This window comes from Streptomyces sp. NPDC048211 (genome assembly GCF_043202315.1).
Taxonomy (GTDB): Bacteria; Actinomycetota; Actinomycetes; order Streptomycetales; family Streptomycetaceae; genus Streptomyces.
Genome location: NZ_JBIDAD010000007.1, coordinates 429,289 through 450,405 on the forward strand (window position 1 = coordinate 429,289; position 21,117 = coordinate 450,405).

General features: G+C 71.8%; 18 protein-coding genes. 16 read left to right on the forward strand and 2 right to left on the reverse strand.

From position 1 onward, the window contains the following. The first annotated feature begins 37 nt into the window (after window positions 1-37). The 8 genes from ACGFZA_RS26695 (at window position 38) to ACGFZA_RS26730 (ending at window position 8,682) form a co-directional block, all read left to right on the forward strand. Window positions 38-1,147 (forward strand): quinone-dependent dihydroorotate dehydrogenase, encoded by a 1,110-nt coding sequence (locus ACGFZA_RS26695; protein WP_385281145.1) that lies wholly within the window; start codon window positions 38-40, stop codon window positions 1,145-1,147. After that, window positions 1,144-1,983 (forward strand): orotidine-5'-phosphate decarboxylase, encoded by an 840-nt coding sequence (gene pyrF, locus ACGFZA_RS26700; protein WP_385281142.1) that lies wholly within the window; start codon window positions 1,144-1,146, stop codon window positions 1,981-1,983. Before ACGFZA_RS26695 ends, pyrF begins: the two co-directional genes overlap by 4 nt. 245 nt (window positions 1,984-2,228) lie before the next feature. Then, complete coding sequence (locus ACGFZA_RS26705; protein WP_018524251.1) at window positions 2,229-2,552, forward strand: integration host factor; 324 nt, start codon at window positions 2,229-2,231, stop codon at window positions 2,550-2,552. 38 nt (window positions 2,553-2,590) lie between these two features. Beyond that, complete coding sequence (gene gmk, locus ACGFZA_RS26710; protein ID WP_326735091.1) at window positions 2,591-3,208, forward strand: guanylate kinase; 618 nt, start codon at window positions 2,591-2,593, stop codon at window positions 3,206-3,208. An 83-nt stretch (window positions 3,209-3,291) separates the two neighbouring features. After that, window positions 3,292-3,564 carry a DNA-directed RNA polymerase subunit omega gene (gene rpoZ, locus ACGFZA_RS26715; protein ID WP_003970369.1) on the forward strand — a complete coding sequence of 91 codons (273 nt, stop codon included), beginning with the start codon at window positions 3,292-3,294 and terminating at the stop codon, window positions 3,562-3,564. A gap of 145 nt (window positions 3,565-3,709) precedes the next feature. Next, window positions 3,710-4,912, forward strand: coding sequence for a bifunctional phosphopantothenoylcysteine decarboxylase/phosphopantothenate--cysteine ligase CoaBC (gene coaBC, locus ACGFZA_RS26720; RefSeq protein ID WP_393682350.1), 1,203 nt, complete (start codon window positions 3,710-3,712; stop codon window positions 4,910-4,912). Between the two features lie 239 nt (window positions 4,913-5,151). After that, complete coding sequence (metK, locus tag ACGFZA_RS26725; protein ID WP_326735089.1) at window positions 5,152-6,360, forward strand: methionine adenosyltransferase; 1,209 nt, start codon at window positions 5,152-5,154, stop codon at window positions 6,358-6,360. Window positions 6,361-6,531: 171 nt separating this feature from the next. Continuing rightward, the gene (locus tag ACGFZA_RS26730; RefSeq protein ID WP_393682353.1) at window positions 6,532-8,682 is read left to right on the forward strand and encodes a primosomal protein N'; all 2,151 of its coding nucleotides are present in this window, start codon (window positions 6,532-6,534) and stop codon (window positions 8,680-8,682) included. 932 nt (window positions 8,683-9,614) lie between these two features. On the opposite strand, the gene ACGFZA_RS26735 is transcribed toward ACGFZA_RS26730, so the two are convergent. Continuing rightward, window positions 9,615-10,160 (reverse strand): hypothetical protein, encoded by a 546-nt coding sequence (locus ACGFZA_RS26735; protein ID WP_393682355.1) that lies wholly within the window; start codon window positions 10,158-10,160, stop codon window positions 9,615-9,617. A gap of 241 nt (window positions 10,161-10,401) precedes the next feature. Between ACGFZA_RS26735 and fmt the strand changes: the two genes are divergently transcribed. The 4 genes from fmt to ACGFZA_RS26755 all read left to right on the forward strand — a co-directional run bounded on the left by fmt (window position 10,402) and on the right by ACGFZA_RS26755 (window position 14,829). Next, a complete protein-coding gene (gene fmt / locus ACGFZA_RS26740; RefSeq protein WP_385288186.1) occupies window positions 10,402-11,334 on the forward strand; it encodes a methionyl-tRNA formyltransferase in 933 nt (310 codons plus the stop codon). 76 nt (window positions 11,335-11,410) lie between these two features. Then, window positions 11,411-12,844, forward strand: coding sequence for an RsmB/NOP family class I SAM-dependent RNA methyltransferase (locus ACGFZA_RS26745; protein WP_393682357.1), 1,434 nt, complete (start codon window positions 11,411-11,413; stop codon window positions 12,842-12,844). 120 nt (window positions 12,845-12,964) lie between these two features. Next, complete coding sequence (gene rpe / locus ACGFZA_RS26750; RefSeq protein WP_385288190.1) at window positions 12,965-13,648, forward strand: ribulose-phosphate 3-epimerase; 684 nt, start codon at window positions 12,965-12,967, stop codon at window positions 13,646-13,648. A 164-nt stretch (window positions 13,649-13,812) separates the two neighbouring features. Continuing rightward, the gene (locus ACGFZA_RS26755) at window positions 13,813-14,829 is read left to right on the forward strand and encodes a sugar-binding transcriptional regulator (RefSeq protein WP_385288223.1); all 1,017 of its coding nucleotides are present in this window, start codon (window positions 13,813-13,815) and stop codon (window positions 14,827-14,829) included. 73 nt (window positions 14,830-14,902) lie between these two features. Here ACGFZA_RS26755 and ACGFZA_RS26760 read toward each other — a convergent pair whose 3' ends face one another. Beyond that, complete coding sequence (locus ACGFZA_RS26760) at window positions 14,903-15,925, reverse strand: terpene cyclase (protein ID WP_385288193.1); 1,023 nt, start codon at window positions 15,923-15,925, stop codon at window positions 14,903-14,905. Between the two features lie 306 nt (window positions 15,926-16,231). Here ACGFZA_RS26760 and ACGFZA_RS26765 point away from each other — a divergent pair, with 306 nt between their 5' ends. The 4 genes from ACGFZA_RS26765 to ACGFZA_RS26780 all read left to right on the forward strand — a co-directional run bounded on the left by ACGFZA_RS26765 (window position 16,232) and on the right by ACGFZA_RS26780 (window position 21,110). Then, a complete protein-coding gene (locus tag ACGFZA_RS26765) occupies window positions 16,232-17,698 on the forward strand; it encodes a GuaB1 family IMP dehydrogenase-related protein (protein ID WP_385288195.1) in 1,467 nt (488 codons plus the stop codon). Window positions 17,699-17,893: 195 nt separating this feature from the next. Next, complete coding sequence (locus tag ACGFZA_RS26770) at window positions 17,894-19,351, forward strand: aldehyde dehydrogenase family protein (protein WP_393682361.1); 1,458 nt, start codon at window positions 17,894-17,896, stop codon at window positions 19,349-19,351. A gap of 161 nt (window positions 19,352-19,512) precedes the next feature. Continuing rightward, window positions 19,513-19,968 carry an Lrp/AsnC family transcriptional regulator gene (locus ACGFZA_RS26775; protein WP_018103925.1) on the forward strand — a complete coding sequence of 152 codons (456 nt, stop codon included), beginning with the start codon at window positions 19,513-19,515 and terminating at the stop codon, window positions 19,966-19,968. Between the two features lie 344 nt (window positions 19,969-20,312). Beyond that, window positions 20,313-21,110: a carbon-nitrogen hydrolase family protein gene (locus ACGFZA_RS26780; RefSeq protein ID WP_393682363.1), complete on the forward strand. Its 798-nt coding sequence runs from the start codon at window positions 20,313-20,315 to the stop codon at window positions 21,108-21,110. Window positions 21,111-21,117: the final 7 nt, after the last annotated feature.

A 21,117-nucleotide genomic window follows, 5' to 3' on the forward strand; every position in this document is an offset into this window, starting at 1 on the left:
CACCGACGCGCCGAGACACCACCGAGGACACACCCCGATGTACAAGCTCTTCTTCCAGCTCGTCTTCAAGCGGATGGACCCCGAGCAGGCCCACTACCTGGCCTTCCGCTGGATCCGCCTCGCCGCCCGCACCCCCGTCCTGCGCACCTTCGCCGCCGCCGCGCTCGCCCCGCGCTACGAGGAGCTGCGCACCGAGGCCCTCGGCCTGCGGATGCACGGCCCCTTCGGCCTCGCCGCCGGCTTCGACAAGAACGCGATCGCGATCGACGGCATGGCCATGCTCGGCTTCGACCACGTCGAGATCGGCACCGTCACCGGCGAACCGCAGCCCGGAAACCCCAAGAAGCGCCTCTTCCGCCTCGTCGCGGACCGCGCGCTGATCAACCGCATGGGCTTCAACAACGAGGGTTCGGCCGCCGTGGCCGAGCGCCTGGCCGCCCGCAACCCGGTCTTCCGGACGACCGTCGGCGTCAACATCGGCAAGACGAAGGTCGTCCCCGAGGCCGAAGCCGCCGCCGACTACGTGAAGTCCACCGAGCGCCTCGCCGCACACGCCGACTACCTGGTCGTCAACGTCTCCTCGCCCAACACGCCGGGACTGCGCAACCTCCAGGCCACCGAGTCGCTGCGCCCGCTGCTGACCGCCGTGCGCGAGGCGGCCGACCGGACCGTCACCGCCCGCCGGGTCCCGCTGCTCGTCAAGATCGCCCCCGACCTCGCGGACGAGGACGTCGACGCCGTCGCCGACCTCGCCGTCGAACTGGGCCTGGACGGCATCATCGCCACCAACACCACCATCGCCCGCGAGAGCCTGGGCCTGAAGTCCCCGGCCTCCCTGGTCAAGGAGACCGGCGGACTGTCCGGAGCGCCCCTCAAGGAGCGCTCCCTGGAGGTCCTGGGCCGCCTGTACGCGCGCGTGGGCGACCGGATCACCCTGGTGGGCGTCGGCGGCATCGAGAACGCCGAGGACGCCTGGCAGCGCATCCTCGCCGGTGCCACGCTCGTCCAGGGCTACAGCGCCTTCATCTACGAGGGCCCGTTCTACGCACGCGCGATCCACAAGGGCCTGGCCGCGCGCCTGGCCGCCTCCCCGTACGCCACCCTCGCCGACGCCGTCGGCGCGGAAACCAGGAAGGCCGCGAAATGACCCAGGAGCCCTTCGGCGCACGTCTGCGCCACGCCATGGACACCCGTGGACCGCTCTGCGTGGGCATCGATCCGCACGCGTCCCTGCTGAGCTCCTGGGGGCTCGGCGACGATGTCGCGGGCCTGGAGCGCTTCACCCGTACGGTCGTCGAGGCGCTGGCCGACCGGGTCGCCGTGCTCAAACCGCAGTCCGCGTTCTTCGAGAGGTTCGGCTCGCGCGGCGTCGCCGTGCTGGAGAAGGCCGTCGAGGAGGCCAGGGCGGCCGGCGCGCTGGTCCTGATGGACGCCAAGCGCGGCGACATCGGCTCCACCATGGGCGCCTATGCCGCGACCTACCTGGACAAGGACTCGCCGCTGTTCTCGGACGCGGTCACGGTCTCGCCGTACCTCGGCTTCGGATCGCTGCGGCCCGCGCTCGACGCCGCGGCGGTCTCCGGCTCGGGCGTCTTCGTGCTGGCCCTCACCTCCAACCCGGAGGGCGCCGAGGTGCAGCGCGCCACCGCGGCCGACGGCCGTTCGCTGGCCCAGGTGATGCTCGACCACATGGCGGCCGAGAACGCGGGGGTCACCCCGCTGGGCTCGGTCGGCGCGGTGGTCGGGGCGACGCTCGGGGACGCGGGTGCGAACCTCGCGATCAACGGGCCGCTGCTCGCTCCCGGCATCGGCGCCCAGGGCGCCACACCCGCGGATCTTCCGGGCGTCTTCGGCGACGCGGTCGGCAACGTCGTGCCCAGCGTCAGCCGGGGCGTGCTGCGCCACGGTCCGGACGCGTCAGGGCTGCGCGAAGCCGCCGAACGGTTCGCGGACGAGGTCCGTGCGGCCGTCTCGGACGGCTGACACTGTCACGTAACAGGCTGTTGACGGAATCCTGACCAAAAAACTCAGGTGTTATGCCGGGAATGTCCCGGTCGGCTAAGGCTGACCAGGACTTTTAGTCCGTTCTCGCTGACTCCGGCGGCCTTGGCCGCTAGTCTCCGTCGAGAGCCAACGAGCACAGGTTGTTCGCGGCTCACCAGGTGAGGGGCGATCCCGCTGCCTCACCGGTCCGTATCCGACAGATCGACATCCGAGGTGACGTAGGCGTGGCTCTTCCGCCCCTTACCCCTGAACAGCGCGCAGCCGCGCTCGAAAAGGCCGCCGCGGCTCGCCGGGAGCGGGCCGAGGTCAAGAATCGACTCAAGCACTCCGGCGCCTCCCTCCATGAGGTCATCAAGTCGGGCCAGGAGAACGACGTCATCGGCAAGATGAAGGTCTCCGCCCTGCTGGAGTCCCTGCCCGGCGTGGGCAAGGTCCGCGCCAAGCAGATCATGGAGCGGCTCGGCATCTCCGAGAGCCGCCGGGTCCGGGGTCTCGGCTCCAACCAGATCGCATCCCTGGAGCGTGAGTTCGGCGGCAGCGCCGCCTGACGTTCTCAGGCACTCCTGAGAACCTGGATAATCGCTCCATGGTTGCAACATCCCGGGGGACGTCCCCCGTACCCCCGGACGTACGTCCGCGGCTGACCGTGCTCTCCGGCCCCTCGGGGGTCGGCAAGAGCACGGTCGTCGCGCATATGCGCAAGGTCCACCCCGAGGTGTGGCTCTCGGTGTCGGCGACGACCCGCAAGCCCCGCCCCGGCGAACGCAACGGCGTCCACTACTTCTTCGTGGACAACGAGGAGTTCGACAAGCTGATCGCCAACGGTGAACTGCTGGAGTGGGCCGAGTTCGCCGGCAACCGCTACGGCACGCCCCGGCGCGCCGTGCAGGAGCGCCTGGAGGCCGGTGAGCCGGTGCTGCTGGAGATCGACCTCCAGGGCGCCCGGCTGGTCCGCCAGTCCATGGCGGACGCCCAGCTGGTCTTCCTCGCGCCGCCGAGCTGGGACGAGCTGGTGCGCCGGCTCACCGGCCGGGGCACCGAGGCGCCCGAGGTGATCGAACGCCGTCTCGGCGCCGCGAAGGTCGAACTGGCCGCCGAATCCGAGTTCGATACGACGCTCGTCAACACCTCCGTCGAGGACGTGGCACGTGAGCTGCTAGAATTGATGCTGGAGGCTTCCGGCCACCGTGCCGGAGGCGAATGAACGCACCGACGCGGGGGCACCGGCCACAAAGCCCCTGATCGTCAAAGATTTCTTTGATCTTCACCCCCTTCGGAAGGCAGAGAGTGTCCTCTTCCATCACCACGCCCGAGGGCATCATCAACCCGCCGATTGATGAGCTCCTCGAAGCAACCGACTCGAAGTACAGCCTCGTGATCTACGCCGCCAAGCGCGCGCGCCAGATCAACGCGTACTACTCGCAGCTCGGTGAGGGACTCCTCGAGTACGTCGGTCCGCTCGTCGACACCCACGTCCACGAGAAGCCGCTCTCGATCGCGCTCCGCGAGATCAACGCGGGCCTGCTCACCTCCGAGGCCATCGAGGGCCCCGCGCAGTAAGCAGGAAACGCACCTTCACCACAGGCCCGGCGGTCGTGACCGCCGGGCCTGTGGTGTGCCCCGGGGCGACGGACCCGCGCCCGCGGCCGTGAGGCAGCATGGTGGATGTACGGAGCGCGTACGTATCCGAGTGCGGGGAGACGCAGTGGACAAGCCGAAGGTCGTTCTGGGGGTCAGCGGCGGCATCGCCGCGTACAAGGCGTGCGAGCTGCTGCGCAGGCTGACCGAGTCCGGACATGACGTACGGGTCGTCCCGACCGAGTCGTCGCTCCACTTCGTCGGCGCCGCCACCTGGTCGGCGCTCTCGGGCCATCCGGTCTCCACCGAGGTCTGGAACGACGTCCACGAGGTCCCGCACGTGCGGATCGGACAGCACGCCGACCTCGTCGTCGTCGCCCCCGCGACCGCCGACATGCTCGCCAAGGCGGCCCACGGCCTGGCCGACGACCTGCTCACCAACACCCTGCTCACCGCCCGCTGTCCGGTCGTCTTCGCGCCCGCGATGCACACCGAGATGTGGGAGCACCCGGCCACCCAGGAGAACGTCGCCACCCTGCGCCGCCGGGGCGCCGTCGTCATCGAGCCCGCCGTCGGGCGTCTCACCGGTGTCGACACCGGCAAGGGCCGGCTGCCCGATCCGGCGGAGATCTTCGAGGTCTGCCGCCGCGTGCTGGCCCGCGGCCCCGTCGCCCCCGACCTCGTCGGACGGCACGTGGTGATCAGCGCGGGCGGCACCCGTGAGCCGCTCGACCCCGTCCGCTACCTCGGCAACCGCTCCTCCGGCAAGCAGGGGTACGCACTCGCCCGCACCGCCGTCGCCCGGGGCGCCCGGGTCACGCTCGTCGAAGCCAACACCGGTCTGCCCGATCCGTCCGGCGCCGACCTCGTCCGCGTCGGCACCGCGGTGCAGCTGCGCGAGGCCGTGCTGAAGGCGGCGGCGGACGCCGACGTCGTGGTGATGGCGGCGGCGGTCGCCGACTTCCGCCCCACCGAGTACGCCCAGGGGAAGATCAAGAAGAAGGACGGCCAGGAGCCCGCGCCCATCGCCCTCGTACGCAATCCCGACATCCTCGCCGAGGTGTCCGCCGAGCGCGCCACGCCCGGGCAGATCGTCGTCGGATTCGCCGCCGAGACCGACGACGTCCTCGCCAACGGCCGGGAGAAGCTGCGCCGCAAGGGCTGTGACCTGCTGGTGGTCAACGAGGTGGGGGAGCGCAAGACCTTCGGCTCGGAGGAGAACGAGGCGGTGGTGCTCGCGGCCGACGGCAGCGAGACCCCGGTGCCCTACGGGCCCAAGGAAGCGCTCGCCGACACGGTCTGGGACCTCGTGTCGGCGCGTCTCGGGTGAATTTCTCGTGTCGCGGGCCCGCGGCCCGATCCCTTGCAATACGGGCGTGAACGGCTCCGGGGCGGCCTTCGGGGCTCCTCCGGGGGGCGGTGCCGCATGTCACAGATCTACCAAAGGGCGAGACACGTTGTCCGACAGCCGGAGCCGACCGATAAACTGGTCCAGGTTCGTACCGGGCGCAGCTCCCGGGCCGACCGCCAAATGATCAGCCAGCAGCCGCTGCAACCCCAGGGAGCGATGTGTCCCGCCGTCTCTTCACCTCGGAGTCCGTTACCGAGGGTCACCCCGACAAGATCGCTGACCAGATCAGCGACACCATTCTCGATGCACTCCTGCGCGAGGACCCGACGTCGCGCGTCGCCGTCGAGACCTTGATCACCACCGGTCTGGTGCATGTTGCGGGTGAGGTCACGACCAAGGCCTACGCCGACATCCCGACACTGGTCCGCAACCGGATCCTGGAGATCGGCTACGACTCCTCGAAGAAGGGCTTCGACGGCGCCTCCTGCGGCGTGTCGGTGTCCATCGGCGCACAGTCGGCCGATATCGCACAGGGCGTCGACACCGCGTACGAGAAGCGGGTCGAAGGCGACGAGGACGAGCTCGACAAGCAGGGCGCCGGCGACCAGGGCCTCATGTTCGGCTACGCCTGCGACGAGACGCCCGAGCTGATGCCGCTGCCGATCCACCTCGCCCACCGGCTCTCGCGCCGGCTGTCCGAGGTCCGTAAGAACGGGACGATCCCGTACCTGCGTCCCGACGGCAAGACGCAGGTCACCATCGAGTACGACGGCGACAAGGCCGTCCGTCTCGACACGGTCGTCGTCTCCTCGCAGCACGCGAGCGACATCGACCTCGACTCGCTGCTCGCTCCCGACATCCGCGAGTTCGTCGTCGAGCACGTCCTGAACCAGCTCATCGAGGACGGCATCAAGCTCGACACCGACGGCTACCGCCTGCTGGTCAACCCCACCGGTCGTTTCGAGATCGGCGGCCCGATGGGCGACGCCGGTCTGACCGGTCGCAAGATCATCATCGACACCTACGGCGGCATGGCCCGTCACGGCGGCGGTGCCTTCTCGGGCAAGGACCCGTCGAAGGTGGACCGCTCGGCCGCGTACGCGATGCGCTGGGTCGCCAAGAACGTCGTCGCGGCGGGCCTCGCCGCCCGGTGCGAGGTGCAGGTCGCGTACGCGATCGGCAAGGCCGAGCCGGTCGGCCTCTTCGTCGAGACCTTCGGCACCGCCTCGATCGAGACCGAGAAGATCGAGCACGCCATCGGCGAGGTCTTCGACCTCCGCCCGGCCGCGATCATCCGCGACCTCGACCTGCTGCGCCCGATCTACGCCCAGACCGCCGCGTACGGCCACTTCGGCCGCGAGCTCCCCGACTTCACCTGGGAGCGCACCGACCGCGTGGACGCGCTGCGCAAGGCCGCGGGCCTGTAAGCCTGCCGGCCGCCTCTTCGGGGGCGTCGTACGTACGCCGGAGCCCGGATGCCGTCACGGTGTCCGGGCTCCGGCGCGTCCGTGTCCGGTCAGGGCCGCCCGGCCGGTGCGCGTGGCGCCGGGGGTGATCGGCGGCCCCGGCTGTCAGTGACGTCTGGTAGGAATTTGGCTGTGAGCAGCGACGACAAGCGGTCCGACGAGCCCGACGCAGGGGCACCGGAGCAGCTTGCGCTGATCCGGGAGACCGTGCGCCGGGCCAAGGTGCCGCGCGCCAAACCGCGGACCTGGCGCGGTGCCGCGCTCGCCAAGGAGCTTCCCGTCGCCCGCGTCCTGGTCAACAAGGGCGCGCTCCACCTCGACCAGTACTTCGACTACGCCGTGCCCGAGGAGCTCGACGCCGAGGCCCAGCCCGGCGTGCGGGTGCGGGTGCGGTTCGGGGCCGGAGGACGCAACGTCCGGGGCGGGCGCCGCGAGGGCGGCGGGCTCATCGACGGATTCCTGGTCGAGCGGCTGGCCGAGTCCGACTACAGCGGGGCGCTGGCCGCGCTCGCCTCCGTCGTCTCGCCCGAACCCGTCCTCGGGCCCGGGCTGCTCTCGCTCGCCCGGTCCGTCGCCGACCGCTACGCGGGCAGCCTCGCCGACGTGCTTCAGCTCGCCGTGCCGCCGCGGAACGCCCGGGCCGAGGGCAAGCCGTCGCCCGAGCCGCTGCCGCCGCCCCCGCCCCCTTCGCCCGGTACCTGGCAGCGGTACGCACAGGGCCCCGCCTTCCTGTCCGCGCTGGCCGACGGGGGAGCGCCCCGGGCGGTGTGGACCGCGCTGCCGGGACCGCACTGGCCCCAGGAGATCGCCGCCGCCGTCGCCGCGACCCTCGCGTCGGGACGCGGCGCACTGGTCGTCGTCCCCGACGGGCGGACGGCGGGCCGCGTCGACGCGGCCCTGACCGGACTGCTCGGGGAGGGCCGCCACGCGACGCTGACAGCCGGATCGGGGCCCGAGAAACGCTACCGGGAGTGGCTCGCCGTGAGCCGGGGATCCGTCCGGGCGGTCGTCGGGACCCGGGCCGCGATGTTCGCCCCCGTCACCGACCTCGGCCTGGTCGCCATCTGGGACGACGGGGACTCCAGCCACAGCGATGACAACGCCCCCTTCCCGCACGTCCGCGAGGTCCTGGAACTGCGGGCCGCACACGGCCGGTGCGCCTTCCTGCTCGGCGGGACGAGCTGCACCGTGGAGGCCGCGCAACTGGTCGAGAGCGGCTGGGCGCTGCCGTTGCGCGCGGACCGGGAACAGCTGAGGAGCGCGGCGCCCCTGGTCCGCACCGTCGGTGACGGCGAACTCGCGCGGGACGGCGCCGCCCGGGCGGCCCGGCTGCCGAGCCTGGCCTGGCAGACCGTGCGCGACGGGCTGCGCTCCGGCCCGGTGCTGGTGCAGGTGCCGCGCCGGGGCTACGCACCCCGACTGGCCTGCGAGCGCTGCCGGGAACCGGCGCGGTGCCGGCACTGCGCCGGGCCGCTGGAGGCGCCCGACCAGCAGGATCTGAACTGCGCCTGGTGCGGGCGGGCCGAGACGTCCTGGCACTGCGCAGCCTGCGGAGCCCGCAGGCTGCGGGCGCAGATCGTCGGCGCCCGCCGGACGGCGGAGGAGCTCGGCCGGGCCTTTCCCGCCGTGCCCGTACGCACCTCCGGCCGCGATCACATCCTGGACTCGGTGCCCGGCCAGCCCGCGCTGGTGGTCAGCACCCCGGGCGCCGAGCCGGTCGCCGAGGGCGGCTACGCGGCGGCGCTGCTGCTGGACGGCTGGGCGATGGTCGGCCGCCCCGACCTGCGGGCCGGCGAGGAGGCGCTGCGCCGCTGGACCGCCGCCGCCGCGCTGGTGCGGGGGCAGCCGGAGGGCGGCACGGTGGTGATCGTCGCCGAGCCGACGCTGCGGCCCGTGCAGGCCCTGGTGCGCTGGGACCCGGTCGGACACGCCCGGCGTGAACTCGCGGAACGGGCCGAGCTGGGCTTTCCGCCGGTGTCCCGGATGGCGTCGGCGACGGGGGCGCCGGAAGCACTCGCGGCGTTCCTGGCCGCGGCGCAGCTGCCTGCGGACGCCCAGGTGCTCGGCCCGGTGCCGGTCCCGGGCGCCGAGCCCGGTCGACCCCGCAGACCCTCCGACGCGCCCATGGGCGAGACCTGGGAGCGGGCCCTGATCCGGGTGCCGCCGGGCAGCGGGGCGGCGCTGGCGGCCGCGCTGAAGGAAGCACAGGCTGCGCGGATGTCCCGGGGCGGCGGTGCGTCGGGCGCGGTACGGATCCGGGTGGACCCGCCGGACATCGGGTGAGGGCCGCGGTCCCCCCGCGGGGTGCGGTGCGAACCTTGCCCCGGTCCGGGGTACAGACCCTCGCCCTTAACCGCCGGACGGGCGGGGGCCCTGCGGGGCCGGGTCCTGTGCCTTGCCCCTGCCCTTGGCGGGGGGTTCCGTCCTCAATCGCCGGACGGGCTTGGTGGTGCGGGTGTTCCCGTGGGGTGCGGGTGCTCCGCGGTGCGGGGTGCGCCCTGCCGGGTGGGTGGGGGGCCGGGGCCCCTCCGGGGCGTCTCCTCAAACGACGAACGTTCCGCCGGTACGCGATGATCCCGGGTCGGTGTTCGTCGTTCTGCGGGGACTCCCCTGCACGGCCCCGGCCCCGGCCGTCCTGCGTCTGCGGCGGTCGATTCGACGGTGTGCAGACGCGGTGGTGCGGGTGTTCCCGTGGGGTGCGGGGTGCGCCCTGCCGGGTGGGTGGGGGGCCGGGGCCCCTCCGGGGCGTCTCCTCAAACGACGAACGTTCCGCCGGTACGCAGCCGACCCGGGTCGATGTTCGTCGTCCTGCGGGGACTCCCCTGCACGGCCCCGGCCCCGGCCGTTCTGCGTCTGCGGCAGTCGATTCGACGGCGTGCACACGCTACTGATGCAGGGTGGGGGCGTGCAGGGGAGTCCCCGCAGGAAATGGCGTACGACCCGGGTCCTGCGCGTTTCCGGGTGAACACGCCATTTCTGAGGAGACGCCCCGGAGGGACCCCACCCCCACCCACCGGACGGTGGCGCCCCGCACTCGGCGGAGCACCCGCACCTCTCAAGCCCGTCCGGCGATTGAGGACGGAACCCTCCGCCCGGGGACCGGGCAAGGGCACGGGGCCCCGCCCTCCGGGCAGACGCGCACCCCCGCGGGGGACCCGCACAGAAGCCTGTCCGGCGATTGAGGACGGGAACCCCGCACCAAGGGCCCGCGGCGGTCAGCCGTTGCGCGGGCCCGGGAAGGCGCCCGGGCGCAGGTCCTCCAGCAGCGGCGGGCGGTCCGCCGACGGCTGCGGCGGCATCGAGCGCGCGGCGGGGACCGTGGGCAGCGTGGGAGCGGGGGACCCGGGCGCCACCGGTACCGGGCGCTGCGTCACGCCCTCGGCCGTACCCTCGGCCGGCAGCGGCTGGGGCGCGGTGCGCCGTGCGCCGTAGCGGCGGTGGACCGCCTGCTTGGTGACTCCGAGCGCGGAGCCCACCGCGTCCCAGGAGAAGCCCAGTGAACGATCGAAGTCCACTGCCGCCGTGACCAGGGTCTCGACGCTGTCCCGCAGTTCCTGGGCCAGCCGGACGGTGGGGGCCGGGGCCCTGCCGTAGACGACGAAGCCCGCGGAGGGGCCGGAGCGGCGCGGGCGGTAGACGTTGCCCAGCTGGGCGGTGAGTGTGCGCAGCGCGTCCACCTGCCGCCGGACCCGCTCGATGTCCCGCACCAGAAGATGCAGGCTGGCCCGCGCTTGGGCGTCGTGGGTTGCGTGGTCGGCCATGAAGAAGCCTCTCGAACCGGCGTTGAAAGGGATCGGGCCGCACCAGGGCGGCTCGCTTCGGTCAATCTCTCTTGACCAACGCCTCACCGGGGGATCTGGTCACGCTCCGGGGGCGTATACGCATATGAAAGGGGCGCGCGTCCGCGCGTACGCCCCCCAGCGCTCTCCCGGCTCCCGGGACCATAGACTGGTGCGTTGCTCGTCACCGTAACGTTTCGGCCTGAGAGGCAGTCAGCCACCCATGAAGCTCGTCTTCGCAGGCACCCCCGAGGTAGCCGTACCCGCACTGGACGCCCTGATCGCCTCCGGTCGCCATGAGGTGGCCGCCGTCGTGACCAGGCCCGACGCGCCCGCGGGGCGAGGTCGCCGGCTGGTGGCCAGTCCCGTCGCCGAGCGGGCGGAGGAGGCCGGTATCGAGGTGCTCAAGCCGGCCAGGCCACGGGACGAGGACTTCCTGGCGCGGCTGAGGGAGATCGCGCCGGACTGCTGTCCCGTCGTCGCCTACGGGGCGCTGCTGCCCAGGACCGCGCTCGACATCCCGGCCCGCGGCTGGGTCAACCTCCACTTTTCCCTGCTGCCCTCCTGGCGCGGCGCCGCACCCGTCCAGCACGCCGTCATGGCGGGCGACGAGGTCACGGGGGCCTCCACCTTCCTCATCGAGGAGGGGCTCGACTCCGGGCCGGTCTACGGCGTCCTCACCGAAGAGGTGCGGCCCACCGACACGAGCGGCGACCTGCTGACCCGGCTGGCCTTCGCCGGCGCCGGACTGCTCGCCGCGACGATGGACGGCATCGAGGACGGCACCCTGCACGCGGTGCCGCAGCCCGCCGAGGGGGTCACCCTCGCACCGAAGATCACCGTCGAGGACGCCCGGATCCAGTGGTCGGCACCCGCCCTGCGCGTCGACCGGGTGGTCCGCGGTTGCACCCCGGCGCCCGGCGCATGGACCCTCTTCCGCGGGGAGCGTCTCAAGCTGATCCAGGCCGTGCCCGTCGTGGACCGGGGCGATCTGGCACCCGGTGAGCTGTCCGTGGCCAAGAACAACGTGTACGTGGGCACCGGGTCGCACGCAGTCGAGCTGCTCTGGGTCCAGCCGCAGGGCAAGAAGCCGATGCGCGCCGCCGACTGGGCGCGCGGGGTGCGCATCGTCCCCGGGGAGCTGGTCGGCAGCTGACGGCGGACGGGCGGACCGGGCCGGGGACGTAGGCTGGGAGGGTTCGCCCTCTCACCATCAGCGGAGCACCTTTCACGTGAACGACCAGCCGCGTCGCCGTCCCGCCAAGCCGCACCGCCGCCCGCAGAAGGATCCGGTCCGGTTCCTCGCCTTCGAAGCCCTCAGGGCGGTCGACGAGCGCGACGCGTACGCCAACCTCGTGCTTCCCCCGCTGCTGAAGAAGGCCCGGGCCAAGGGCGACTTCGACAACCGGGACGCCGCGCTGGCGACCGAGCTGGTCTACGGGACGCTGCGCCGCCAGGGCACGTACGACGCCATCGTCGCCGCCTGCATCGACCGGCCGCTGGTCGAGGTCGACCCGCCGGTGCTGGACGTGCTGAACATGGGTGTGCACCAGCTGCTCGGCACCCGCATCCCCACCCACGCGGCGGTCTCCGCGAGCGTGGAGCTGGCGCGGGTGGTGCTCGGCGAGGGGCGCGCCAAATTCGTCAACGCCGTGCTCCGCAAGGTGTCCGCGGACGACCTCGACGGCTGGGTGGCGAAGGTCGCCCCCTCGTACGAGGACGACGCCGAGGACCACCTGGCGGTCGTGCACTCTCATCCCCGCTGGGTCGTCTCGGCCCTCTGGGACGCGCTCGGCGGCGGTCGCGCGGGGATCGAGGACCTCCTCGAAGCCGACAACGAGCGGCCCGAGGTCACTCTGGTCGCCCGCCCCGGCCGCTCCACCACCGACGAACTGCTCGACGCCCTCGGTGAGGAGAACGGCCTGCCGGGCCGCTGGTCCCCCTACGCCGTGCGGATGGCGGAAGGCGGCGAACCCGGTGCCCTGAGCGCCGTGCAGGACGGCACGGCAGGCGTCCAGGACGAGGGCAGTCAGCTCGTCGCCGCCGCCCTCGCCAACGCCCCCCTGGAGGGCAGGGACACCCGGTGGCTCGACGGCTGCGCCGGGCCGGGCGGCAAGGCCGCCCTGCTGGCCGCACTCGCCGCCGGACGCGGCGCCGCGCTGCTGGCCGCAGAGAAGCAGCCCCACCGGGCCCGTCTCGTCGAGCGCTCACTGGCCGGCAACCCCGGCCCGTACCAGGTCATCACCGCCGACGGCACCCGTCCGCCGTGGCAGCCCGACACCTTCGACCGGATCCTGATGGACGTCCCGTGCTCGGGCCTCGGTGCGCTGCGCCGTCGGCCGGAGTCACGCTGGCGCCGCCGCAAGGAGGACCTGGAGAGCTTCGCGCCCCTGCAGCGCGGACTGCTGCGCGAAGCGCTGAAGGCCGTACGGATCGGTGGCGTCGTCGGATACGCGACGTGCTCGCCGCATCTGGCGGAGACCCGGGTGGTCGTCGAGGACGTGCTCAAGGGACGCGGCGGCGCACCCGTGGAGGCCGAGTGGGTGGACGCCCGCCCGCTGATGCCCGGAGTGCCCGCACTGGGCGACGGACCGGACGTCCAGCTCTGGCCCCATCTGCACGGCACGGACGCGATGTACCTGGCCCTGCTGCGGCGGACCGCCTGATCGCCCCGGACCACCCGGCCGGGGCGAAAAGGGCCGGAATGTGCGAACTGTAATGATCCCGTGAGGCTTTGGAGCGCACCGAAGCGGGGAAGTGACCCAGGACATGGCAGGCTTGGCCCCATGGCCCAGATCAACCCGAGTATTCTCTCCGCCGACTTCGCACGTCTCGCCGAGGAGGCGCAGGCCGTCGAAGGTGCCGACTGGCTCCATGTCGATGTCATGGACAATCACTTCGTGCCCAATCTGACGCTCGGCGTCCCGATCGTGGAATCGCTCAGCAGGGCCACCAGCACGCCGCTGGACTGCCATCTGATGATCGAGGACGCCGACCGCTGGGCTCCGCAGTACGTCGAAGCGGGGGCGGGCTCCGTCACCTTCCACGCGGAGGCCGCGGCGGCCCCGGTCCGGCTCGCGCGGGAGATCCGGGCCAAGGGTGCGCGCGCCTCCATGGCGCTGAAGCCCGCGACGCCCATCGAGCCGTACGAGGACCTGCTCCCCGAGCTCGACATGCTGCTCATCATGACCGTGGAGCCGGGCTTCGGGGGCCAGTCCTTCCTGGACATCATGCTGCCGAAGATCCGCCGCACCCGTGAGCTGATTTCCCGGCACGGACTCGAACTGTGGCTCCAGGTCGACGGCGGCGTCTCGGAGTCCACGATCGAGCGATGCGCGGAGGCGGGCGCGGACGTCTTCGTCGCCGGTTCCGCCGTGTACGGCGCCAAGGACCCGGCCGAAGCCGTCCGGGCCCTGCGCGCCAAAGCCGACGGCGCCATCGCCTCGGCGGGGTGGGCGTGCGGCCACTGACGCCGGTCACGGCGGGGGCACCCGCTCCGGCCCCCGATTGCGCGACGGCCGGGCCAAACGCAGATGAACGCGGTCCGACGGGACCGATCAAGGATCGCCGCATCTGACAGGATGAACGGCGTATCGAGAGCGTGAACAGCAGTGAGGAGAACGCGGTGTCTGCAATGTCGGCGGGCCGGTCCGCCCTGCGGATGGGGCCCGCGGAGCTGGTGCAGGCGGCGGCCATGGCCCGCCGCTTCTACCTCGAGGGCAAATCCAAGATCCAGATCGCCGAGGAGTTCGGCGTCAGCCGCTTCAAGGTGGCCCGGGTCCTGGAGACTGCCCTGGAGCGTGACCTCGTACGCATCGAGATCCGGGTCCCCGCGGAACTGGACGCCGAGCGCTCCGACGCGCTCCGCGCCCGCTACGGGCTGCGCCACGCGGTCGTGGTCGAATCCCCGGCGGAGGAGCAGGACGACGCAGCCGACCCGGAGAACCTGGGCGAGGTGGCGGCCGACCTGCTCGGCGAACTGGTGAACGAGGGCGATGTCCTCGGGCTCGCCTGGGGGCGCTCCACGATCCACATGGCGGCGGCGCTCGACCGGCTCCCGCCCTGCACGGTCGTGCAGCTCACCGGGGTCTACGACGCGGGAACGGCTGAGCGCGGCTCGGTCGAGGCGGTCCGGCGGGCCGCCCAGGTGTCCGGCGGCGAGGCCCACCCGATCTACGCGCCGATGCTGCTGCCCGACCCGGCGACGGCCGCCGCGCTGCGCCACCAGACGGGCATCGCGCGCGCCTTCGAGTACTTCGACAAGGTGACGGTCGCGGCCGTCTCCATCGGCTCCTGGGAGCCCGGGATCTCCACGGTCCACGACATGCTCTCGGACTCGGAGCGCGAGCACTACGCCTCGCTGGGCGTGGCCGCCGAGATGTCGGCGCACCTCTTCGACGCGGACGGCCGGCGGGTGGGGCGCGACCTCGGCGAGCGCTGCATCACGGTCGAGGCGGACCGGCTGCGCCGGATCCCCGAGGTGGTGGCGATCGCAGGCGGCCAGCGCAAGGCGGCGGCGATCGGAGCGGTGCTGCGGTCCGGGCTCGTCACCAGCCTGGTGACGGACACCGCGGCGGCGGACTACCTGCTGACCGAGTCGGCCGCGCCGCGCCGGCCGGCACTGGAGCGGGCCGACCCGGACGGGGAGTGAGCCTGAACGGCGGACGGAAGGGGGCGGGCGGTGAGCACACCGCCCGCCCCCTTCCGTCCGCTCCGCGTTCCGGTCAGTCCGGCCGGACGCCCAGGACCGTCGCCTCCAGATACTGCTCCGGTTCCTTGTACTGGCTGACGTCGGCCGGGTTGTAGCGCGGAGTCTGCCGGGACCAGTCGAGGTTCCCGCGCATCCAGCTCCGCATCCCGTCCAGGTACGGCTCCAGCATCGGGGCGAGCTGCGGATAGGCCGCCAGCAGCTCGGCCTCCGCGGCCAGGAAGCGCCCGGTCTCCGTGGCGATCTCCGCGCAGACGTGTTCCAGCGCCTGCTGCTTGCCGAAACCGCGGTGGTGGCGGACGAGGTGGACGAGGTTGTGGATCTCGCCGAGCACCTGTTCCTTCTCGTACGAGTAGACGTCGTTGGCCCAGCACACGACGTTGCACGAGGCTTCGAGGGCGGTGATGAAGCGCGCGTCGTTGTGGATGGATTCGGGCGCCTCGATGCCGGCCACGATCTCTATCAGGTCCATGCACACGTGTATCGCGCCCGTGTGGCGGCGTTTCCTGATGTACGTCGCCTCGGACGGGACCACGCCGTCCGCGCGGTTCCCGGCCTCCCAGGTGGTGGTCGTCGTGAGATAGGCGATCAGGTGCCAGGCGAAGCGCCGCCGCCAGTGCGCGGCGGCGGCCGGTGTGGTGCGTTCCCACAGGTCCGTGAGGGCGACGACCGCGGCCGGCAGCCGCTCGTTCGCCAGGGTGCCGGTGCCGGCGCCCTCGACCACGGACTGCATCAGCGCGACGACGTCCCGTACGCGGTCCGGGCTGCGGCCCAGATGCCCGTCGTCCAGCTGGTCGTCGACGAGAAACAGCCAGACGAACCAGTCGGCGACGAGCTCCAGGTTCCCGCTGTCGGCGGTCGGGTAGACCATGCCGACGAAGGCCCCGAAGTCTGCCTGCTCGAAGCGATCCCTGGCTGAATCCCGGTGCACCAGACCCGTGTTGCGGGTCCAGCTGTCGAGGTGCCCCCTCACGTGCGCGACGTGCGGATTCGTTCGCTGGGGGAACGGGCAGTAGATGTCCGGCAGTTCGCTCTCCACGGGTGGGTAGTGATCCTCTCCGCTCGTGTGCGTGGCGGGAGTTGTGACCGCTCCGCCTGATACTCCGGGGCGTTGGGTCACCCGCGGGACCTGCGCGTTTGAAGCTACCTGACCCCCAGTCACCAGGTCCAGGGAAGATGATCACGAATGACTCGCCGGTCCCTCGGGTAGGGTCTGTGGGCAAGGCAGGTTCCACTTGCCCGGGACTCCCGATCCTGTTCCTTGGAGGAACATACGAAGGCGGGAGTCGTTTGCTGTGTCTTCGTGGAAGCGACCTGCGTCATTTCGTATGAAAAAATGAGTGTTATGCGTTTTCTTGAGCCCGGCACCGGTCGATACACAGAGTCCCCCTCCGTCCCGTACGACCTCACGTACGACGACGTCTTCATGGTTCCGGGCAGGTCAGCGGTCGGATCCCGTCAGGGCGTCGACCTGTCCTCGCCCGATGGCACCGGCACCACCATCCCGCTCGTCGTCGCGAACATGACGGCAATCGCGGGCCGCCGGATGGCCGAAACCATCGCCCGTCGCGGTGGGCTCGTCGTCATCCCGCAGGACATTCCGATCGAGGTCGTCACCGAGGTCATCAGCTGGGTGAAAACGCGCCACCTGGTGCTTGACACCCCCATCGTGCTGGCCCCCGGCCAGACCGTCGCCGACGCGCTGTCGCTGCTGCCCAAGCGCGCCCACGGGGCCGGAGTCGTCGTCGACGGCGAGGGGCGCCCCGTCGGCGTGGTCACCGATCACGACCTGACCGGTGTCGACCGCTTCACCCAGCTGTCCGAGGTCATGTCGAAGGACCTGGTGCTGCTCGACGCGGACATCGACCCTCGCGACGCCTTCAACAAGCTCGACGGCGCCAACCGCAAGCTCGCCCCCGCGGTGGACGCGGACGGCCGGCTCGTCGGCATCCTCACCCGTAAGGCCGCACTGCGCGCCACTCTCTACACGCCCGCCACCGACGGGGCGGGCCGGCTGCGGATCGCGGCCGCTGTCGGGATCAACGGCGACGTGGCGGGCAAGGCCAAGCAGCTCCTCGACGCCGGCGCCGACACCCTCGTCGTCGACACCGCGCACGGCCACCAGGAGTCCATGATCAACGCGGTGCGCGCCGTCCGGGCGCTGGACCCGCAGGTGCCGATCGTGGCCGGCAACATCGTCGCCGCCGAGGGCGTGCGCGACCTCATCGAGGCCGGCGCCGACATCATCAAGGTCGGTGTCGGACCCGGCGCCATGTGCACCACCCGGATGATGACCGGTGTGGGCCGGCCGCAGTTCTCCGCCGTGCTGGAGTGCGCAGCCGAGGCGAAGAAGTACGGCAAGCACGTCTGGGCCGACGGCGGCGTCCGTCACCCGCGCGACGTGGCCATGGCACTCGCCGCCGGGGCCTCCAACGTGATGATCGGTTCCTGGTTCGCCGGGACGCACGAGTCCCCCGGTGACCTCCAGCAGTCCGCCGACGGACGCTTCTACAAGGAGTCCTTCGGTATGGCGTCGGCGCGCGCGGTGAAGAACCGTACGTCCGACGAGTCGGCGTACGACCGGGCCCGCAAGGCGCTCTTCGAGGAGGGCATCTCCACCTCGCGGATGTTCCTGGACCCGTCCCGCCCGGGCGTCGAGGACCTGGTCGACTCGATCATCGCGGGCGTCCGTTCCTCCTGCACCTACGCGGGTGCCGGCTCCCTCGCGGAGTTCGCCGAGAAGGCGGTCGTCGGTGTGCAGAGCGCCGCCGGCTACGCGGAGGGCAAGCCGCTGCACGCCAGCTGGGGCTGAGCCCGCCCGCTCGCATCGACCGTGCCCCTTCCGGCTGTTCACGCCGGGAGGGGCACCGGTGTTTTCCGGGCATCCGGGGCCCGGTGCATGGCCGGAAACGGTGCTTGGGGCGGGCCGGGCTCCATACCAACTCTGTTGGAAAATAAGTAATATGAATCCCACTCAGCTGCCCGCCACTCTGCGGTAAGGGATCTCATGTCCTTCTTCACTGACCTGGCCCATCAGTACATCGACGGAGAGTGGAGGCCGGGCAAGGGGGCCTGGGACATCATCGACTTCAACCCGTTCGACGGGGAGCAGCTGGCCTCCATCACGGTCGCCACGGCCGACGAGGTGGACCAGGCCTACCGCGCCGCCGAGACCGCTCAGCAGGCGTGGGCGGACACCAACCCGTACGCCCGGCGCGCGGTGCTGGAGAAGGCCCTGCGCGTCGTCGAGGAGCGCGAGGCGGAGATCGGTGACGCGATCGTCGCCGAGCTGGGAGGCACCCGGCTGAAGGCGGCCTTCGAACTGCACCTGGCCAAGGAGTTCCTGCGCGAGGCGATCCAGCTCGCGCTGCGTTCCACCGGGCAGATCCTGCCCTCGCCGACCCCGGGCAAGGAGAACCGGGTCTACCGGGTGCCGGTCGGTGTGGTCGGGGTCATCAGCCCCTTCAACTTCCCCTTCCTGCTGTCCCTGAAGTCCGTGGCTCCGGCCCTGGCGCTGGGCAACGCCGTGGTTCTCAAGCCGCACCAGAACACCCCGGTCTGCGGCGGCACCCTGGTGGCCAAGGTGTTCGAGGACGCCGGACTGCCGGCCGGTCTGCTCAACGTCGTCGTCACCGACATCGCGGAGATCGGGGACGCGCTGCTGGAGCACCCCATACCGCAGGTCATCTCCTTCACCGGCTCCGACAAGGTCGGCCGGCACGTCGCGACGGTGTGCGCGGCGAACCTCAAGCGCTCCGTGCTCGAACTCGGCGGCAACAGCGCGCTGATCGTGCTCGACGACGCCGACGTGGACTACGCCGTCGACGCGGCGGTGTTCAGCCGGTACGTGCACCAGGGGCAGGTCTGCATGGCCGCCAACCGGATCCTCGTCGACCGGGCGGTGGAGCAGGAGTTCACCGAGAAGTTCGTCGCGAAGGTCGCCTCGCTGCGGGTCGGCGACCCGGCCGACCCGGCGACCCAGATCGGCCCGCTGATCAACTCGACGCAGGCCGAGGCCGTCGCCGCGCTCGTCGACCAGACCGTCGCGGACGGCGCCACGGCGCTGCTGCACGGACGGGCCGACGGGAACGTGGTCAGCCCCTCCGTGCTCACCGGGCTGCCGGCCGGATCCCCGGTGCTGCACCAGGAGATCTTCGGCCCGGTCGCCCTCCTCGTGCCGTTCGACGGCGAGGACGAGGCGGTCCGGATCGCCAACGACACCCCGTACGGGCTGAGCGGGGCCGTGCACACCGGCAACATCGAGCGCGGCGTGCGGGTCGGGCAGCGCATCCGCACCGGCATGATCCACATCAACGACGGCACGGTCCACGACGAGCCCATCGTGCCCTTCGGCGGCGAGAAGAACTCCGGGCTGGGACGGCTGAACGGCGACTCGATGCTGGAGGCCTTCACCACCCAGAAGTGGATCTCCGTGCAGCACGGACGTTCGCAGTTCCCCTTCTGACACCTCACCGATCCTCGTCCGACCCGGCGCCACCTGCGCTGAGCGCGCCCTGCGGGGCGGGCCCATGGTCTACTTCCGGGGGCGGCACGGCCGCTCCCGGCAGCAGCCGTGCCCCGCCCCGACCAGGGCCCTCGCCATCGCAGAGAAGTGACCCGTACGACGTGCGACTGAACGACCTCGACGAACGCATCGTCCACGCCCTCGCCGAAGATGCCCGCCGCTCCTACGCCGATATCGGCTCGATCATCGGGCTGTCCGCACCCGCGGTGAAACGCCGGGTGGACCGGCTGCGCGCCGAGGGGGCGATCACGGGGTTCACCGTCCGGGTGGATCCGGCGGCGCTCGGCTGGGAGACCGAGGGGTACATCGAGATCTACTGCAGCCGCAACACCTCACCCGAGTCCATCAAGCAGGGGCTCGCCCGGTATCCGGAGGTCGCCTCGGCGTCCACGGTGACGGGGGACGCGGACGCGCTCGTCCAGGTGTTCGCGGCGGACATGCGCCACTTCGAGCAGGTGCTGGAGCGGATCGCGGGGGAGCCGTACGTCGAACGGACGAAGTCCGTGCTGGTGCTCTCGCCGCTGTTGCGGCGGTACTCGTCGGGATCGCCGGGCTGAGGGCTGCCCCGTCGCCCCCCGAGGGCCTCTCGTTCCGATCATGACGCGCCCGCGGGGTCCGGCCTGATCCGAACGGCAGACCCCGGCGGTGCGGCCGTCCGAGCAGCGGGGCAGGTTCGCCGGGCGGTGGTGGCGCGCCGGCCAGGTGTTCCGCCGGCTCGTCCGTCCTCGGACGCCGTACGGGCGGGACAGCCCTTACGCGGCCTCGCGCAATGAATCGCCGCACCCCGTCGATCCCGCGCAACGGATCGACGGTCGGTGCGCAACGCTCGCGCCTTGTCCGGGGCGAATCGCGGAACGTACCGTCTATACGTCCCCGCCCACCCCATCGTCCGAGGTCAGCCATGCCGCCGTTGCGCACCGCCCTGCTCCAGAGCTCCGGAACCCCGGGCTCGGTGGCAGGCAACCTCGGCCTGCTCGACGACACCGCGCGGCGGGCCGCCGCCGACGGCGCCCGGCTGCTGGTCTGCCCCGAGATGTTCCTCACCGGGTACGCGATCGGCGACGACGTGCCCCGGCTGGCCGAAGCAGCCGACGGGCCGTCGGCCCGGGCCGTCGCCGAGATCGCCGCACGCCACGGGATCGCCGTCCACTACGGCTACCCGGAGCGTGACGGCGAGACCCTGTACAACGCCGCGCAGCTCATCGGCCCCGAGGGGGCCGCGCTCGCCAACTACCGCAAGACCCACCTCTTCGGCGACTTCGAGGAGCGGTGGTTCACCCCCGGCGAGCGACCGGTCGTCCAGGCCGAGCTCGAAGGCGTCCGCGTCGGCCTCCTGATCTGCTACGACGTCGAGTTCCCGGAGAACGTGCGGGCGCACGCCCTGGCCGGAACCGATCTGCTGCTGGTGCCGACCGCACTCATGCACCCCTTCCCGTTCGTCGCGGAGTCCGTCGTCCCGGTCCGCGCCTTCGAGAACCAGCTGTACGTCGCCTACGCCAACCGGACCGGCACCGAAGGCCCCTTCGAATTCGTCGGGCTGAGCGCTCTCGCCGGACCCGACGGCACGGTCCGCACCCGCGCCGGACGCGGCGAGGAACTCGTCATCGGCGACGTCGACCCCGGACTGCTGACCGCGTCCCGGGCGGGCAACCCGTATCTGCGCGACCGCCGCCCCGCTCTGTACGGCTCCCTCGTCTGAGACCGCC

Coding starts and splice junctions, on each gene's coding strand:
- ACGFZA_RS26780 (WP_393682363.1), top strand. CDS start 20,313: ATGCCGCCGTTGCGCACCGCCCTGCTCCAGAGCTCCGGAACCCCGGGC.
- ACGFZA_RS26695 (WP_385281145.1), top strand. CDS start 38: ATGTACAAGCTCTTCTTCCAGCTCGTCTTCAAGCGGATGGACCCCGAG.
- fmt (WP_385288186.1), top strand. CDS start 10,402: ATGAAGCTCGTCTTCGCAGGCACCCCCGAGGTAGCCGTACCCGCACTG.
- ACGFZA_RS26755 (WP_385288223.1), top strand. CDS start 13,813: ATGTCGGCGGGCCGGTCCGCCCTGCGGATGGGGCCCGCGGAGCTGGTG.
- ACGFZA_RS26770 (WP_393682361.1), top strand. CDS start 17,894: ATGTCCTTCTTCACTGACCTGGCCCATCAGTACATCGACGGAGAGTGG.
- gmk (WP_326735091.1), top strand. CDS start 2,591: ATGGTTGCAACATCCCGGGGGACGTCCCCCGTACCCCCGGACGTACGT.
- ACGFZA_RS26735 (WP_393682355.1), bottom strand. CDS start 10,160: ATGGCCGACCACGCAACCCACGACGCCCAAGCGCGGGCCAGCCTGCAT.
- rpe (WP_385288190.1), top strand. CDS start 12,965: ATGGCCCAGATCAACCCGAGTATTCTCTCCGCCGACTTCGCACGTCTC.
- pyrF (WP_385281142.1), top strand. CDS start 1,144: ATGACCCAGGAGCCCTTCGGCGCACGTCTGCGCCACGCCATGGACACC.
- ACGFZA_RS26765 (WP_385288195.1), top strand. CDS start 16,232: ATGCGTTTTCTTGAGCCCGGCACCGGTCGATACACAGAGTCCCCCTCC.